Source organism: Streptomyces sp. NBC_01176, from assembly GCF_045039825.1.
Taxonomy (GTDB): Bacteria; Actinomycetota; Actinomycetes; order Streptomycetales; family Streptomycetaceae; genus Streptomyces.
In genome coordinates this window covers 7,777,030-7,791,559 of the sequence record NZ_CP108600.1, presented here as the reverse complement: position 1 = coordinate 7,791,559, position 14,530 = coordinate 7,777,030, and the positions used below count along the sequence as shown (strand labels likewise).

Genomic DNA, 14,530 nt, shown 5'->3' with positions numbered 1-14,530 from the left:
GCACCCCGACCGCCCCGGCGGCCGTCCCGGCCCCCGGCCGTGGACCCTCAGTCCTCGGGCAGTTCCACCGGCGCGATCTCGTCGTAGACGTCGCCCGGCCCGGGGTTGGTCGCGTCGGTCGCTCCACCCAGCTGGTGCATGACGCCCCAGACCGCGTTCAGCGCGGTCTGGACGGCGCCCTCGGCCCAGCCGGCGGTCCAGGAGATGTCGTCGCCCGCGAGGAAGATGCCCCGCTTGTCCTCGGGCAGCGCGTCCTGCATGAAGTGCGTGAACAGGCGCCGCTGGTAGCGGTAGTGGCCGGGCAGGTTGGCCTTGAACGCCCCCATGAAGTAGGGCTCGTTCTCCCAGGAGACGGTCACCGGGTTGCCGATGATGTGCTTCCGGATGTCGACGTTCGGATAGATCTCGCCGAGCGACTTCAGCATGACCTCCATCCGCTCGTTCGCGGACAGCGGCAGCCACTTCAGGCTGTCGTCGCACCACGTGTACGAGAGACAGATGACGGCGGGCCTGTCCGGGCCCTCGTCCAGGAGGTAGGTGCCGCGGGTCATCCGGTCGGTGAGGGTCATCGACATGACGTCACGCCCGGTCGTCTCGTCCTTGTCGAGCCAGAACGGACGGTCGACGGGCACGAAGAGCTTGCTCGACTCCATGTAGTGGGTCCGCTCCATCGCCGTCCAGTGGTCGATGGGGAAGAGCGAGTCGTCGCAGGCGATCTTCGAGAGCAGCAGCCAGGACTGCGCGGTGAAGATCGCCGCCTGGTAGGTGCGGATGTCGCCGTTCGCGTCCGTCACGGTGATCCGGTTGCCCGACGTGCGGTTCAGCCGGGTCACCGCCGGACGCGGGGCACCGTCGTGCAGCGAGGCCAGCGAGGTCCCGGGCGCCCAGTGGACGATCTTCACCGGCTCGCGCTCCCACAGCCGCAGCGGCAGCTGCTGGGAGCCGCCGACGATGCCGCGGTGGTGGTCGTCGGCCTCGGTGTAGACGACGCGAAGGATCTCGAGGATCGAGTTCGGGAAGTCGGTGTCCCAGCCGCCCGTGCCGAAGCCGACCTGGCCGAAGATCTCACGGTGCCGGAAGGACTTGAAGGAGTCCGAGTCGCAGAGGAAACCGTAGAAGGTCTGGTTGTCGAGCTTCTCCACGAGCTTCGCCCAGATCTCACGGATGCGCGGGACGTCGCGCTCGCGCATGGCCCGGTTCATGTCGGAGAAGTCGGCGCCCTCCTCGAGACAGGCGTTCCACGCGTTCATCACGTCGCGGTAGACCTGCGGCAGGTCGTCGACGGTGGTCGCGTAGTGCGACTCGCCCTTGAGGTCGACGACCGTCGAGGGCGTGCTCTCCGCGAGCGGGTTGGGGAACGGCCGGGTCTCCAGTCCCACCAGGTCGATGTAGTGCTGGAGGGCGGTCGACGACGGCGGGAAACGCATGGCGCCCATCTCGGCCGTCAGCGAGGGGTCGCACCCGTCGAAGCCCACCGTGCGCAGCCGGCCGCCGATCTCGTCCGCCTCGTACACGACGGGCTTGAGGCCCATCTTCATCAGTTCATAGGCGGCCACGATGCCGGAGAGTCCGCCGCCGATGACCGCGACCTCGGTGCCGTGCTCGGTCGCGGGTATCTGGCCGAGGCCCGCGGGATGCGCGAGGAAGTCGTCGTACGCGTACGGGAAGTCCGGGCCGAACATGGTGATCGGCGGCTGCTGCGCGTCGGTGTGCTGGACGGCGGTGGGCACCGTGGACGTCATGGGGTACGGACTCCTTGCGACAAAGCTTCGGGGAGGGCTGGAAGTTCAGGCGAGCGACCCGTAGAGGCCGGGGCGGCGGTCCTTCAGATACGGGTTCGCCTCGCGCGAGGCCGCGAGGAAGGCGGGGTCGGCGTCGGCGAGGACCAGCTCCTCGGCGCGCCCGGCGCGGGTGCGGGCGACCCCGTCGGGCCCGGCCAGCGTGGACAGCCCGACGAACTCGAACTCCCCCTCCACGCCGACCCGGTTGACGTAGGCGACATACATCTGGTTCTCGAAGGCGCGCACCGGGACGACGGACTCGGCGACGAACTGGAAGGGGTGCATCTGCGCGGTCGGCACGACGAGGAGGTCGGTGCCGGCGAGGGCGTGCGCCCGGACGTTCTCCGGGAACTCCACGTCGTAGCAGATCATCAGGCCGACGCGGAGGCCGTTCAGCTCGGCCTGGACCACCGGCTGGTCGCCCGGGGTGAAGTGGTCGCGCTCGAAGCAGCCGAAGAGGTGGGTCTTGCGGTAGTTCGCGAGCCGGGTGCCGTCGGCGGAGATCAGCTGCGCGGAGTTGTGGACCCGCTCGCCGGAGCGCTCGGGGTAGCCGTAGGCGACGGCCACGCCGTGCCGGGTGGCGATCTCGGCGATCGCGTCGGCGGCGTCGCCGTCGGCGGGCTCGGCCAGACGCGCGATGTCGTCGCCGATCGCGTAGCCGGTGAGGAACATCTCGGGTGCGGCCAGCAGCCCGGCGCCGGCGGCAGCGGCGCGACCCGCGGCGGCGTCGAGGACCTTGAGGTTCTCGACGACGGAGCCGGGGCGGCCGGAGCTCTGGAGCAGGGCTGTGCGCATGCGTGTTCCTCACCGGTACGGATGGGTTTGGGGGCCAGGTAGACGGTACGGGCGCCTGGCCAGCGTGGACAAGGAGGAGCCGTTGCGTGCCGGTGAACGAATCGTTGCGTGCGGGGGCCGTCCGGCGGTGATTTGTTGTGAGGGGTCTCTGGGAGGCCTCCCGCGGGCCTCCCCGGGGCCTCGAGGGTCGGTTCCGGGGCTTCGCCCCGGGTCCCCGGGGGCGGAGTCGGATGCGGTGTCGGATGCGGGTGGGTGGGGCTGGGCGCGCCGTTCCCCGCGCCCCTGGGGTGGCTCCGTGCGGTGTCGAGTGCCGGTGCGTAGGGGCTGAGCGCGCAGTTCCCCGCGCCCCTAAAAGGCCGGTCCCCACGCCCCCTGAAAAATGCCGGTCTCCGCCGGCCCGGAAGAGCTGGTGTCCGCGTCCCCGAAACGCCGGTCCCCGCGGTCCCGGAATAGGGATTCCGGGGCGCGGGGAGCTGGGGGGGTCGGCGGGGGGGCGTCTAGTCGAGGGTGAACGTGGTGAGGACTGCCGCGTGGTCCGAGGGCCAGGCGTTGTCCGTGACGTGGGGCCAGGCGCGCGGGGTGCCGGTGACGACGGTGCGCGAGTCCCGTACGCGCAGGCCGCGTCCGTCGTGCAGGACGAAGTCGATGCGGTCCTGCGGCTCGGGGCGGCCGCTGCCGTCCTCGTGCTCGGTGTGGATCGGCGACCAGGTGTGGCCCGGGTCCCGGACCGGGTCGGGGTGCGCCTCACGGTAGGAGTCGCGCAGGCCGGCCTCCTCGGCCGCCCGGGTCACCGGCCACTCGACGTCCGGCCAGTCCAGGTGGGAGGGGCTGTTGAAGTCGCCGACCAGGATCACGGGGACGCCGGGGACGGCCGCGGCGTCGATCTCGCGCAGGATCTCCCGCATCTGGCCCAGCCGGCCGGCCTCGTGGGCGATCAGTCCGGCCGTGGGGAGCCCGTCGAAGCGGGCCTCGTACGGTCCGTACGGCGTGTAGTCGAGGTGGGTGCTCCAGACGGCCACCTCCTGGCCGCCGTCCAGCCGGATCCGCACCCCGGTGCCGCCGTAGAAACCGACCTCCGGGGCGCCGAGGCGGGCGGTGATCGGGTGGCGGCTGATGATCCCGAGGTTGTCCCCGGCCCGGTGGTGGTGCCAGCCGAGAGCCTCGGCCAGCTCCCGTGCCGCGTTCCCGTACGTCTCCTGGAGGCCGACCACGTCGGCGCCCGTCTCCGTGATGACCTTGAGCTGCTTCTCGCGGTGGTCGTCGACCTCGGTGCCGCCGTACCAGAGGTTCCAGCTCATCACCCGCAGCTCACGGGGCGCCAGCATGCCCCGCAGCCGGTCCGGCGTCACCTCCTCCAGGCTGGTGAGGACCGTGCGTCCGGGGGCGGGGTCGATCGGTGCGAGCGAGGGCACGGCGAGCACCGCGCACCCCGCGGCCTCGGCGGAGGCCACACCGGTCTCGGTGTCCTCGACGGCCACACAGAGGGCGGGGTCGACACCGAGGGCGCGGCAGGCGGCGAGGTAGGGATCGGGAGCGGGCTTGGTGCGCTCGGTGTCGTCGGCGGTGACGGAGGTGGCGAAGTGCGCGGCACCGAGCGCGTCCAGGACGGTGTCGGCGACGGCACGTGGGGAGGCGGTCACCAGGGCGGTGGGGACGCCCTCGCGCGCCAGGTCCCCGAGGAGCCGCAGCGCGCCCGGGCGGGGCACGATCCCGGTCCGGACGCGGTCGGCGAACTCCCGGTGCAGCCCGGCGGCGATGCCCTCCGCCGGGGTCCCCGTGACCGCGCCCAGCCAGTCGGCGGTGTACTCGACGGGCCGCCCGAGGACCTCCGGCTGGTCCGCCCCGGTGAGCGGGCGCCCGAGCCCGACGGCCACCGTTTCCACCGCCTCCCACCACAGTCGCTCGGTGTCCACGAGCGTGCCGTCCATGTCGAACAGGACGGCCTGGAGCGGGAGTCGGGGGGTGGCGCGGTGGGTCACGGTGTTCTCTTTCATCAGTGGGGGGAGGCCCCGGTGAGGGGGAAGGGGCCGGGAGCGGAGTCGGTCAGTGCGTGCGCTCGGCGACCAGGACCGGCCGCTCCGGCAGGCGCACGGTGACGGCCGCGCCGGGACCGAGGCCGGCGGCCTCGTGCGTGGGCAGGTCGGCCTTCACCTCGGTGCCGTCCGCGAGCCGCACGGTGACCCGGGTCGCGGCCCCGAGAAACGCGCCGGCCACGACCCGGGCGTCACCGGCGTCGTCCGCCTGCACCCGTACCGCCTCGGGCCTCACCAGCACGTCCACCTCCCGCGCGTCGGGCGCGTCCCCGTCGACCGGCAGCCGCTGTCCGAGCACCTCGACCGTCGTGGCCTCAAGACGCCCCGGGATGCGGCTCATCGTGCCGACGAACTCGGCGACGAACGCGGTGGCCGGCCGCCCGTACAACTCGGCGGGCGCCGCGCACTGTTCGAGCCGTCCGGACCGCATCACGGCGACGCGGTCCGCCATGGACAGCGCCTCTTCCTGATCGTGCGTCACGAACAGGGTGGTGATGCCGAGTTCCTGCTGGAGCCTGCGGATCTCCTCGCGCAGGCTGAGCCGCACCTTCGCGTCGAGCGCCGAGAGCGGCTCGTCGAGGAGCAGGACACGCGGGCGCAGGGCGAGCGCGCGGGCCAGCGCGACGCGCTGCTGCTGGCCGCCGGAGAGCTGGTGGGGGAAGCGCTCGCCCTTGTCGGCCAGGCCCACGAGGTCGAGCAGTTCGGCGGCTCGGGAGCGTCGCTCCGCCGTCCGCACCTTGCGCATGCGCAGCCCGAAGGCCACGTTGTCGAGGGCGCTGAGGTGCGGGAAGAGGCTGTACGACTGGAAGACCATTCCGGCGTCGCGGCGGTGGGCGGGGACGCGGGTGACGTCCTCGCCGTCGACCAGCACCTCGCCGGAGTCGGGGTGTTCGAAGCCGGCGAGCATCCGCAGCGCGGTGGTCTTGCCGCAGCCGGACGGGCCGAGCAGGGCGAGGAGTTCGCCGGGCCGCGCGGTCAGGTCGAGTCCGTCGAGGGCGACGGTCGTGCCGAACGACCGGCGCAGGCCTCGGAATTCGACGGTGGCGGCCTTCTCCACGGCCGGGGCGGTCTTGTGCGTGGTGAGGGTCATGGTCATCCCCGGGAAGCGGTACGGGAGCGCCCGCCGAGTCCGGCGAGCGAGAGGAGCAGTGCCCAGGTGACGAGCAGGCTGAGCACGGAGACGGCGACGGAGAGCTGGGCCTGCGACCCGCCGATGCTGTAGATCCACACGGCGAACGGCTGGAAGCCGAGCAGCTGGGCGACGGTGAACTCGCCGAGCACCAGGGCCAGGGTGAGGAAGGAGGCGTTGAGCAGTGCCCCCCGCAGGTTGGGCAGCACGACCCGTACCAGCGCCTGCGGCCAGTTCGCCCCGCAGCTGCGGGCGGCCTCGACGAGGGTGCGTACGTCGACGGCGCGCAGTCCGGCGTCCAGGGCCCGGTACACGAAGGGCAGGGCCATCACGACGTAGGCGAGGACGAGCACGAACGGGAAGTCGGGGTTCTGCAGTGCCACGAACGTCTGGAAGAGCGGGGTGCGGGAGAGGTGTTCGGGCCCCCACTTGAGGACCGTGGAGATCCCGGCGACGAACGCGATCGGCGGGACGACCAGCGGCAGCGAGCAGATGACCTCGACGACGGGCCGCAGCTTCGGGGCGCTCAGCCGCAGGGCGACCATCGCCGGCACCATCAGCAGCAGGACCACGGCGATGGTGGCGGCGGCCAGTTCCAGCGAGAGCAGCAGGCTGGAGGTGAAGCCGTCGGCGCCGACGATCTGGCTGTACGCGTCGAAGGTGATCCCCTGGTTCGGCACGTCGACCGTGAAGACCAGGGACGCGGCGAGCGGGACCAGGAAGTAGAGCCCGGCGAAGGCCAGGACGACGCCGCGCCAGGGGCGCACACGCGGGGACTTGTTCACGCTTCCAGCCATCGCGCGCTCCGTCGTTGCAGGGGCAGGTACACGGCCATGACCAGGCCCGCGACGAGGACCATGTCGAGGCTGAGGGCGAGTGCCACGTTCTCCTGGCCCACCAGGACGTTGCCGGAGATGGCGTCGGCGATCTGCAGGGTGACCAGCGGGACCGCGCTGCCCACCATGGCCGCGGCGGTGGCGTACGCCGCGAAGGCGCTGCCGAAGAGCAGCACGAGACCGCCGAGCAGTGAGGGCGCGAGGACGGGGAGGGCGACATGGCGCCAGTACTGGACCCCGGTGGCGCCGTTGTTCTGCGCGGCCTCGCGCCACTGGGAGCGCAGTCCGTCCAGGGCGGGCGTGATGGTGAGGACCATCAGCGGGATCAGGAAGTAGAGGTAGACGATGACCAGTCCCCAGAAGCTGTAGAGGTTCCAGCCCTTGTCGGACAGGCCCAGGTGCCGGGTCAGGACGCCCGCGTTGCCGAGGGTGGCGACGAACGCGAAGGCCAGCGGGACACCGCCGAAGTTGGCGAGGACACCGGACGCGGTCAGCACGGCCTCGCGCAGCGCGCGGAAGCGGGAGGTGACCACGGCCTGGGCGAGCAGCAGTCCGAGCACGGTCGCGAGGGCGGCCGAGACGGCGGACAGCTTGACGCTGCCGACCAGGGCGGTGAGGTACGCGCCCTGGAGCGAGGCGGTCAGGTTGGCCGTGGTGTACGAAGTGGCACCGGTGGCCTGGTCCTTGAGGGTGAAGGCGCCGTTCAGCATGGCCAGGGCGGGGACCCCGAAGGCGATGGCGACGAAGGCGAGCAGCGGAAGGACGGCGAGCGGGCCGACGGCGCGGCGCCGCCGCTGCCGTGGGGCAGCGGCGGGCACCGTGTCGGCCTCGGTGAGGGCGACGGTCATCCGGAGACGGCCTTGCCCCAGCCCTGGGCGAGGACGCCCTTGGCCTTGTTCTGCTGGTCCTCGGTCGGGAAGCTCGGCGTGCCCGAGACCTTGGGAAGCGCGGCGGCGGCGGTCTTGTCGAGCGTGCCTGCCGTGTCCATGGCCGGCATCAGGCCCGGGCGGGCGTATCCCTTGAGCCAGAGGTTCTGGCCCTCGGTGCTGTAGAGGTACTCCTGCCACAGGCGCGCCGCCGCCGGGTGCGGGGCGTCCTTGTTGATGGCCTGGGAGTAGTACTGGGCGTACTGGCCGTCCGCGGGGACCGTGACCGTCCAGTCGAGGCCCTTGGAGTTGAACTCGTCGGCGTAGCCGGCGTTCAGGTAGTCCCAGTCGATGCTGATCGGCGTCTCGCCCTTCTCGACGGTGGCCGGGGTCGACTCGACGGGCGTGTAGTTGCCGCTCTTCTTCAGCTTGCCGAAGAAGTCGATGCCGGGCTGGATGTCGTCGAAGGAGCCACCGTTGGCGAGGGCGGCCGCGTACACGCCGCCGAACGCCGAACCGGACTTGGTGGGGTTGCCGTTGAGGGCGACCTGGCCCTTGTACTGCGGCTTGAGCAGGTCCGCGAAGGTCTTGGGGCACTCCTTGACCTTCTTGGCGTCGCAGCCGATGGAGACGTAGCCGCCGTAGTCGTTGAACCACTGCCCCTTCGGGTCCTTCTGGGCCTCGGGGATGTCGGCGAACGAGGTCACCTTGTAGGGCGCGAGCAGCCCCTGCTGGGCGGCGCTCAGCGCGAACGAGCTGCCCAGGTCGAGAACGTCGGGCGCACGGTCCTGGCCCTTGCGCGAGGTGACGGCGTTGATCTCGTCCTGGCTGGAGCCGGCCGGGTTCTCCACGTCGATCTTGATGCCGTACTTCTTGGTGAAGCCGTCGATCAGCGCGCCGTAGTTGGCCCAGTCACGGGGCAGCGCGATCGCGTGCAGCGTGCCCTCCTTCTTCGCCGCCTTCACGAGGGCGTCGAGACCACCGAAGTCCGCGGCGGAGGTCGCGGTGGCCGCGCTCTTGCCGTCGGCGGTGGTCGCCTTGTCGTCGGGGGCCGCGCCACAGGCGCTGAGGGCGAGGGCGGCGGCGACGGCGAGGCCGCCGGTGAGGACGGCGGTCCTCGGCAGGAACACGGTCACGGTCTCTCCAGGAGTACGCACGAGGGTGTGATGGAGCGGAGAACTTGTCTGAACAAGTTGACCCCAGTAGGCCCGGCTCCGGTGTCCTGTTCGTAAACACTGGCGAAACCCTGAACCCCGATTCCCTGCACAATCCCGAGCTGCCCAGATCACCGTCCGATCTCGATTACGCTGGTCACGCTGTGCACAGCAGCCGGATCAGAGGGGAAGCATGGGGGCGCGACACGAGGAGATCGCCGACGAGCTGCGGCGGGCGATCGACCGCGAGGAGTACACGGTGGGCAGTCTGCTGCCCGCGGAGACGGACCTCGCGGCACAGTACGGCGTGGCGCGCGGCACGGTCCGGCAGGCCGTCGCGGCCCTGACCGCCGAGGGCCTGATCGGGTCCCGCCAGGGCGCGCGCCGGGTGGTGCTGGCCAGCCGCCGCAGCCAGAGCTTCGCCGAGCTGCGCAGCTTCGCCGAGTGGGCACGCACGATGGGGCGGGAGGCGACGGGACGCGTGGTCGAGCAGACGTACCGTCCGGCGACCGCCGAGGATGCCGTGCGCCTCCAACTGCCGGAGGGGACGGCCGTGTTGCACGTGCTGCGGGTGCGTGGTCTGGACGGCGAGCCGGTGCTCCTGGAGCGGACCGTGTACGCCGACTGGATCTCCCCCGCCGTCGAGGCCATCGAGCCCGAGTGCCCCTCCGTGACCCAGCGGCTCTTCGAGGACACGGGCCTGGTCTTCGCCTACGGCGAGCACGTCATCGACGCGGTGGCGGCCGGCGCCCAGGACGCCGACCTTCTCGGCATCCGCCGCACCAGCCCCCTGCTTCGCGTCCGCCGCGTCACCACGACGCGCGAAGGACGCCCGGTGGAGTGGTCGGACGACCGCTACCGCTCGGACGCCGTGAGCTTCAGCGTGCACAACTCGATAGGGAACAACGCCATGGCGAGGAAGACGGCGGAGTAGAGGCGGAGTAGACACGGACGCCCCGCGCCCGTCAGGGGGCACGGGAACCTGCGCCCGTCAGGGAGCACCGGAACCTGCGCCCGTCAGACGCGCGGGGAACCGCGCCACTCACCACCGCGGACAACTCGCGCCGGTCAGCCCCGCGGGCAGCCCCCACCCGTCAACGCCGCAAGCGACCCGCGCCCCTCCAGGGGCGCGGGGAACTGCGCGACCAGCCACGGACCACCCGAAGGCCGCCGACCTGCCCCGGCCCCGCCCCTGGCGCCGCACCTGGTCTCGGCCACGGGCCCTACGTGGGCGACCCCGAAGAGAACCTCCGCAGCAACGGCGAAAGCACCAGCACCGACTTCGTCCGCTCCACGAACGGCTCCCCCGCGATCCGCTCCAGCACGCGCTCGAAGTGCCGCATGTCGGACGCGAAGACCTGCACGACCGCGTCCGCCTCCCCGGTGACGGTGGAGGCGGCCACGACTTCCTGGTAGCGCTCCAGCCCCCGCTGGATCGTCTCCGGCGAGGTGTTGCGCCGGCAGTAGATCTCGACGAAGCCCTCCGTCTCCCAGCCGAGCGCGGCCGGGTCCACCCGTACGGTGAACCCCGTGATGGCCCCGGTGGCCCGCAACCGGTCCACCCTGCGTTTCACGGCCGGCGCGGACAGGCCGACCATGTGGCCGATGTCGGCGTAGGAGCGGCGTGCGTCCTCGGCGAGGGCGTGCACGATGCGTTCGTCGAGATCGTTCAGCACTGCGGGTGGTTCACTTCTCTACGGTGGCGATACGGGAGCGGCGGTAGCCGTAACTGAAGTAGAACACGAGCCCGGCGGCCATCCAGACTCCGAAGACCACCCAGGTGACGGCCGAGAGGCTGCCCATCATCCAGACGCAGAGCGCGAAGCCGATCGCGGGCAGCACCGGCGACAGCGGTACCCGGAAAGTGCGCCGCATGTCCGGGCGCGTCCGGCGCAGCACGACGACGGCGACGTTGACGAGCGCGAAGGCGAAGAGCGTACCGATGCTGGTGGCGTCGGCCAGCTGACCGAGCGGGATCGCCGCGGCCAGGACACCGCAGAACAGGGAGACGATCACGGTGTTGGCGCGGGGCGCGCCGGTCTTCGGGTGGACCCGCGAGAACACCTTGGGCACGAGTCCGTCGCGGGACATGGCGAAGAGGATGCGGGTCTGGCCGTAGAGCACGGTCAGGACGACGCTGGCGATCGCGATGACGGCACCGGCCGCGAGCAGGGTGCCCCAGAAGGTCTGCCCGGTGACGTTCTTCATGATCTCGGCGAGGGCGGCCTCCGAGTCGTTGAACCGCCGCCAGGGCTTCGCGCCGACGGCGACGGCCGCGACGACGACGTACAGCGCCGTCACGATGACCAGCGAGAGCATGATCGCGCGGGGCAGGTCGCGCTGCGCGTTCTTCGCCTCCTCACCGGCCGTGGAGGCGGCGTCGAAGCCGATGTACGAGAAGAAGAGCGTGGCTCCGGCCGCGCTGACTCCCGCCATGCCGAGCGGCATGAAGTGCTCGTAGTTGCCGGACTTGAAGCCCTGGATGCCGATGGCGCAGAACAGCAGCAGCGCGACGATCTTCACGGCGACCATGATCGTGTTGGCGCGCGCGGATTCCTTGGCGCCGCCGAGCAGGAAGGCCATGGCGAGCAGGACGACGATCAGCGCGGGCAGGTTGAAGACGCCGCCGTCGCCGGGCGGCGCGGAGAGCGCGTCCGGGATGGTGACGCCGATGGTGCCGTCGAGCAGCTCGTTCAGGTACTCGCCCCAGCCGACCGCGACGGCGGCCACCGAGACGCCGTACTCCAGGACCAGGCACCAGCCGCAGATCCAGGCGATCAGTTCGCCCAGCGTTGCGTACGCGTACGAGTACGAGGAGCCGGCGACCGGGATGGTGCCCGCCAGTTCCGCGTACGAGAGGGCGGAGAAGAGCGCGGTGAGCCCGGCGATCACGAAGGAGAGGGTGACCGCGGGTCCGGCCTTGGGGACGGCCTCACCGAGGACCACGAAGATTCCGGTGCCGAGCGTGGCACCGATGCTGATCATCGTCAGCTGCCACAGGCCGAGGGAACGGCGCAGGGTGCCGCCCTCTCCCTGGCCGCCCTCGGCGACCAGGCGCTCCACGGGCTTGCGGCGCATCAGACGCGCGCCGACACCCGGGGACGGTGGGGCGGTCTGTGGGCGGGACTGCGGGGGTGCGCCGGGATCGAGCACGCGCTGGCTCCTTCATCACTGCCGGTCGGAAAAGGCGAGGACCGGCGGCACCCCTGACAGGAGGGACCCACCGAGCGGAGTCCCCGCCACGCCATGTACAGCGCTCGACCCTATGAGCCGGGCCTTCACCGGCGTAATGCAGCAACCTTGCGCGTCTCCGTAAGATCATTGCGTTCATCCCGGCTCGGCGCGTGTTCGTTGCGCGGGCCGTTTCGATGGTTGCGCCCGCCGTCCCCGGGCCGCCGGACGAGCCATTACCGGCCCCGGCCGGCCGGGGGGCCGTGGACCGGTGCGCGAACGCCGAACGGCCCGCGCGGACGTACCGCGGGGGCCGTTCGGAAGGGGGCGGGTCAGCTCCAGCTGGCGTGCAGCGGCTTGCCCTCGGCGTATCCGGCGGCGCTCTGGATGCCGACGATGGCTTTCTCGCTGAACTCCTCCAGCGAGTTGGCACCGGCGTAGGTGCAGGAGGAGCGGACGCCCGCGATGATCGAGTCGATCAGGTCCTCGACGCCCGGACGGGCCGGGTCGAGGAACATCCGCGAGGTGGAGATGCCCTCCTCGAACAGGGCCTTGCGGGCGCGGTCGTACGCCGACTCCTCGCTGGTGCGGTTGCGGACCGCCCGGGCGGAGGCCATGCCGAACGACTCCTTGTACAGGCGTCCGTTGGCGTCCTGCTGGAGGTCGCCCGGGGACTCGTACGTCCCGGCGAACCAGGAGCCGATCATGACGTTGGACGCGCCCGCGGCCAGTGCCATGGCGACGTCGCGCGGGTGGCGGACCCCGCCGTCGGCCCACACGTGCTTGCCGTACTTCTTCGCCTCGGCTGCGCACTCCAGGACGGCGGAGAACTGGGGCCGGCCGACGCCGGTCATCATCCGGGTGGTGCACATGGCGCCGGGGCCGACGCCGACCTTGATGATGTCCGCGCCCGCCTCGACGAGGTCCTTGACACCCTCGGCGGCGACGATGTTGCCCGCCGCGATCGGGACGTGCGGGTCGAGCGCGCGCACGGTCCTGATCGCGCTGATCATCGACTCCTGGTGGCCGTGCGCCGTGTCGATGACGAGGGTGTCGACACCCGCGTCGAGGAGCTGCTTCGCCTTGCCCGCGACGTCGCCGTTGATGCCGACGGCGGCGGCGATGCGCAGCCTGCCGTTCGCGTCGGTGGCCGGGGTGTAGAGCGTGGCGCGCAGGGCGCCCTTGCGGGTGAGGATGCCGGCGAGCCTGCCGTCCCGGTCGACGGCGGGGGCGTAGCGGCGGTTGGCACCGTCCAGCTTGTTGAACGCCTCGCGCGGCTCGATGTCGGCGTCGAGCAGCAGCAGATCCCGGGACATGACCTCGGAGAGCTGGGTGAAGCGGTCCACGCCGGTCAGGTCGGTGTCGGTGACCACGCCGACCGGGCGGCCGTCCTCGTCCACGACGACGCCCGCGTTGTGCGCGCGCTTGGGCAGCAGCGCGAGGGCGTCGGCGACGGTCTGGTGGGGGGCGAGGATGATCGGGGTGTCGAGCACCAGGTGGCGTCCCTTGACCCAGGTGACGACCTCGGTGACGACCTCGATCGGAATGTCCTGCGGGATGACGACGAGGCCACCGCGACGGGCCACGGTCTCGGCCATCCGGCGGCCGGCGATGGCCGTCATGTTGGCCACGACGAGCGGGATCGTGGTGCCCGTCCCGTCCGGCGCGGCGAGGTCCACGCCCTGCCGGGAGCCGACCGCCGAGCGGCTGGGCACCATGAAGACGTCGTCGTACGTCAGGTCGTACGGGGGCTGGATGTCGTTGAGGAAACGCACGTGCTGCACATCCCGGTCGATCAGAGGTGGCCCCCGGACAGGTCAGCCAGGGGGAAAGCACGTACTTCATTGTCCCATGGCGACCCTGGTGGGATACCCAGACACATCATCCAGGCCGACCGGCCCGGCCGTCGTCGGATCCTCCAAGCGCGAGGACGACCTGGAGCGCCCCCGCGGTGCCACGCCCGTGATCGGTGGCCTCGGCGAACACCTCCTGCGCGACGCCCCAGTCCCGTGGCGCGGCCCGGGCGAAGTCCCGCCAGCCGGTGACGACGAGCAGCCGTCCACGCGCGGGCGGGGCCCAGGACAGGTCTCCGAGGCAGTCGGCGAGGGCGTCCCAGTTCCGCCCGAACCAGTCGGGCAGGTCGAGGGCGCGGGCGCAGCGGTCCATGAAAGCGGGTTTGTCGGTGACCCCGGCGAGGTCGAGCCGGACGTGGGCCCAGCCGGCGGCGGCCAGGACGTCAGCGAGGGTGCCGTCGATCATCTCAACACCGCCCGGAAGGACTTGTAGTGATCATCGGTGTAGTAGATCTCACCGCCCTGCCCGGTGACAACGCGCCGGGCTCCCCGGTCCCGTTCGCCGGGCGTCGTGACGGTGTACTCGTGGTAGTAGCCGCGCCGGTGGAGCGGCAGCAGCCGCTCGAAGTTGCCGAAGACGACGCCGTCCCTGGCGTACGGGAAGGGGCCGCCCCGGTCGATGAGGGCGAGGGTCGCGCGCGCTTCCGCGGGGAGGCGGGCCTCCTGCACGGTGCCCATGCCGTGCGCCCAGCCGGGCGCCGCGGAGAGGCCGGGGGCGGTGTCCGCCGGGGAGGAGGGCGAGGGCGCCGAGGAGCACCCCGTGAGCAGGGCCGCCAGGCACAGGAGGAGACTCGCGACGAGCCTGGGCACCGACCGCGGCAGCATGACGTCGATGCTGCCACGGCCGGCCGTCGGCGGCGCGCGTAAGGGCCCCGGAGAGCGCCTCACGAGCCGCCTGCCGTCCGTGGGGCG

The 14,530-nt window shown here is 71.6% G+C and carries 13 protein-coding genes; 1 reads left to right on the top strand and 12 read right to left on the bottom strand.

Annotation, left to right across the window (positions count from 1 at the left end):
- Window positions 1–47: 47 nt before the first annotated feature.
- From OG199_RS33835 to OG199_RS33805, 7 genes are all read right to left on the bottom strand, one after another.
- A complete protein-coding gene (locus OG199_RS33835) occupies window positions 48–1,742 on the bottom strand; it encodes an NAD(P)/FAD-dependent oxidoreductase (RefSeq protein ID WP_356804564.1) in 1,695 nt (564 codons plus the stop codon).
- 45 nt (window positions 1,743–1,787) lie between these two features.
- Window positions 1,788–2,576 carry a carbon-nitrogen hydrolase family protein gene (locus OG199_RS33830; RefSeq protein WP_401802618.1) on the bottom strand — a complete coding sequence of 263 codons (789 nt, stop codon included), beginning with the start codon at window positions 2,574–2,576 and terminating at the stop codon, window positions 1,788–1,790.
- Window positions 2,577–3,073: 497 nt separating this feature from the next.
- Window positions 3,074–4,570 carry an HAD-IA family hydrolase gene (locus OG199_RS33825; RefSeq protein WP_405832646.1) on the bottom strand — a complete coding sequence of 499 codons (1,497 nt, stop codon included), beginning with the start codon at window positions 4,568–4,570 and terminating at the stop codon, window positions 3,074–3,076.
- 49 nt (window positions 4,571–4,619) lie between these two features.
- On the bottom strand, window positions 4,620–5,699 hold the full coding sequence (locus tag OG199_RS33820) for an ABC transporter ATP-binding protein (RefSeq protein WP_405832644.1): 1,080 nt from the start codon (window positions 5,697–5,699) through the stop codon (window positions 4,620–4,622).
- A gap of 2 nt (window positions 5,700–5,701) precedes the next feature.
- Window positions 5,702–6,535, bottom strand: coding sequence for an ABC transporter permease subunit (locus tag OG199_RS33815; RefSeq protein WP_351721095.1), 834 nt, complete (start codon window positions 6,533–6,535; stop codon window positions 5,702–5,704).
- The gene (locus tag OG199_RS33810; RefSeq protein WP_356805580.1) at window positions 6,520–7,422 is read right to left on the bottom strand and encodes an ABC transporter permease subunit; all 903 of its coding nucleotides are present in this window, start codon (window positions 7,420–7,422) and stop codon (window positions 6,520–6,522) included. Before OG199_RS33810 ends, OG199_RS33815 begins: the two co-directional genes overlap by 16 nt.
- Window positions 7,419–8,576 carry an ABC transporter substrate-binding protein gene (locus tag OG199_RS33805; protein ID WP_405832642.1) on the bottom strand — a complete coding sequence of 386 codons (1,158 nt, stop codon included), beginning with the start codon at window positions 8,574–8,576 and terminating at the stop codon, window positions 7,419–7,421. Before OG199_RS33805 ends, OG199_RS33810 begins: the two co-directional genes overlap by 4 nt.
- A gap of 211 nt (window positions 8,577–8,787) precedes the next feature.
- Between OG199_RS33805 and OG199_RS33800 the strand changes: the two genes are divergently transcribed.
- On the top strand, window positions 8,788–9,528 hold the full coding sequence (locus OG199_RS33800; RefSeq protein WP_356805576.1) for a GntR family transcriptional regulator: 741 nt from the start codon (window positions 8,788–8,790) through the stop codon (window positions 9,526–9,528).
- Window positions 9,529–9,817: 289 nt separating this feature from the next.
- On the opposite strand, the gene OG199_RS33795 is transcribed toward OG199_RS33800, so the two are convergent.
- From OG199_RS33795 to OG199_RS33775, 5 genes are all read right to left on the bottom strand, one after another.
- On the bottom strand, window positions 9,818–10,270 hold the full coding sequence (locus OG199_RS33795; protein ID WP_356805575.1) for an Lrp/AsnC family transcriptional regulator: 453 nt from the start codon (window positions 10,268–10,270) through the stop codon (window positions 9,818–9,820).
- Between the two features lie 10 nt (window positions 10,271–10,280).
- Complete coding sequence (locus OG199_RS33790) at window positions 10,281–11,747, bottom strand: amino acid permease (RefSeq protein WP_405832639.1); 1,467 nt, start codon at window positions 11,745–11,747, stop codon at window positions 10,281–10,283.
- 350 nt (window positions 11,748–12,097) lie between these two features.
- A complete protein-coding gene (locus OG199_RS33785) occupies window positions 12,098–13,540 on the bottom strand; it encodes a GuaB1 family IMP dehydrogenase-related protein (RefSeq protein ID WP_168533426.1) in 1,443 nt (480 codons plus the stop codon).
- A 106-nt stretch (window positions 13,541–13,646) separates the two neighbouring features.
- Window positions 13,647–14,024 (bottom strand): barstar family protein, encoded by a 378-nt coding sequence (locus tag OG199_RS33780; RefSeq protein WP_356805572.1) that lies wholly within the window; start codon window positions 14,022–14,024, stop codon window positions 13,647–13,649.
- Window positions 14,021–14,443, bottom strand: a complete 423-nt coding sequence (locus tag OG199_RS33775; RefSeq protein WP_405832637.1) for a ribonuclease domain-containing protein — start codon at window positions 14,441–14,443, stop codon at window positions 14,021–14,023. The genes OG199_RS33780 and OG199_RS33775 overlap by 4 nt, the downstream gene beginning before the upstream one ends.
- Window positions 14,444–14,530 lie beyond the last annotated feature (87 nt).

Bases quoted from the DNA above. Each gene is read 5' to 3' on its own strand.
- OG199_RS33835 (WP_356804564.1), bottom strand. From the start codon at position 1,742: ATGACGTCCACGGTGCCCACCGCCGTCCAGCACACCGACGCGCAGCAG.
- OG199_RS33810 (WP_356805580.1), bottom strand. From the start codon at position 7,422: ATGACCGTCGCCCTCACCGAGGCCGACACGGTGCCCGCCGCTGCCCCA.
- OG199_RS33825 (WP_405832646.1), bottom strand. From the start codon at position 4,570: ATGAAAGAGAACACCGTGACCCACCGCGCCACCCCCCGACTCCCGCTC.
- OG199_RS33775 (WP_405832637.1), bottom strand. From the start codon at position 14,443: ATGCTGCCGCGGTCGGTGCCCAGGCTCGTCGCGAGTCTCCTCCTGTGC.
- OG199_RS33830 (WP_401802618.1), bottom strand. From the start codon at position 2,576: ATGCGCACAGCCCTGCTCCAGAGCTCCGGCCGCCCCGGCTCCGTCGTC.
- OG199_RS33780 (WP_356805572.1), bottom strand. From the start codon at position 14,024: ATGATCGACGGCACCCTCGCTGACGTCCTGGCCGCCGCCGGCTGGGCC.
- OG199_RS33820 (WP_405832644.1), bottom strand. From the start codon at position 5,699: ATGACCCTCACCACGCACAAGACCGCCCCGGCCGTGGAGAAGGCCGCC.
- OG199_RS33815 (WP_351721095.1), bottom strand. From the start codon at position 6,535: ATGGCTGGAAGCGTGAACAAGTCCCCGCGTGTGCGCCCCTGGCGCGGC.
- OG199_RS33800 (WP_356805576.1), top strand. From the start codon at position 8,788: ATGGGGGCGCGACACGAGGAGATCGCCGACGAGCTGCGGCGGGCGATC.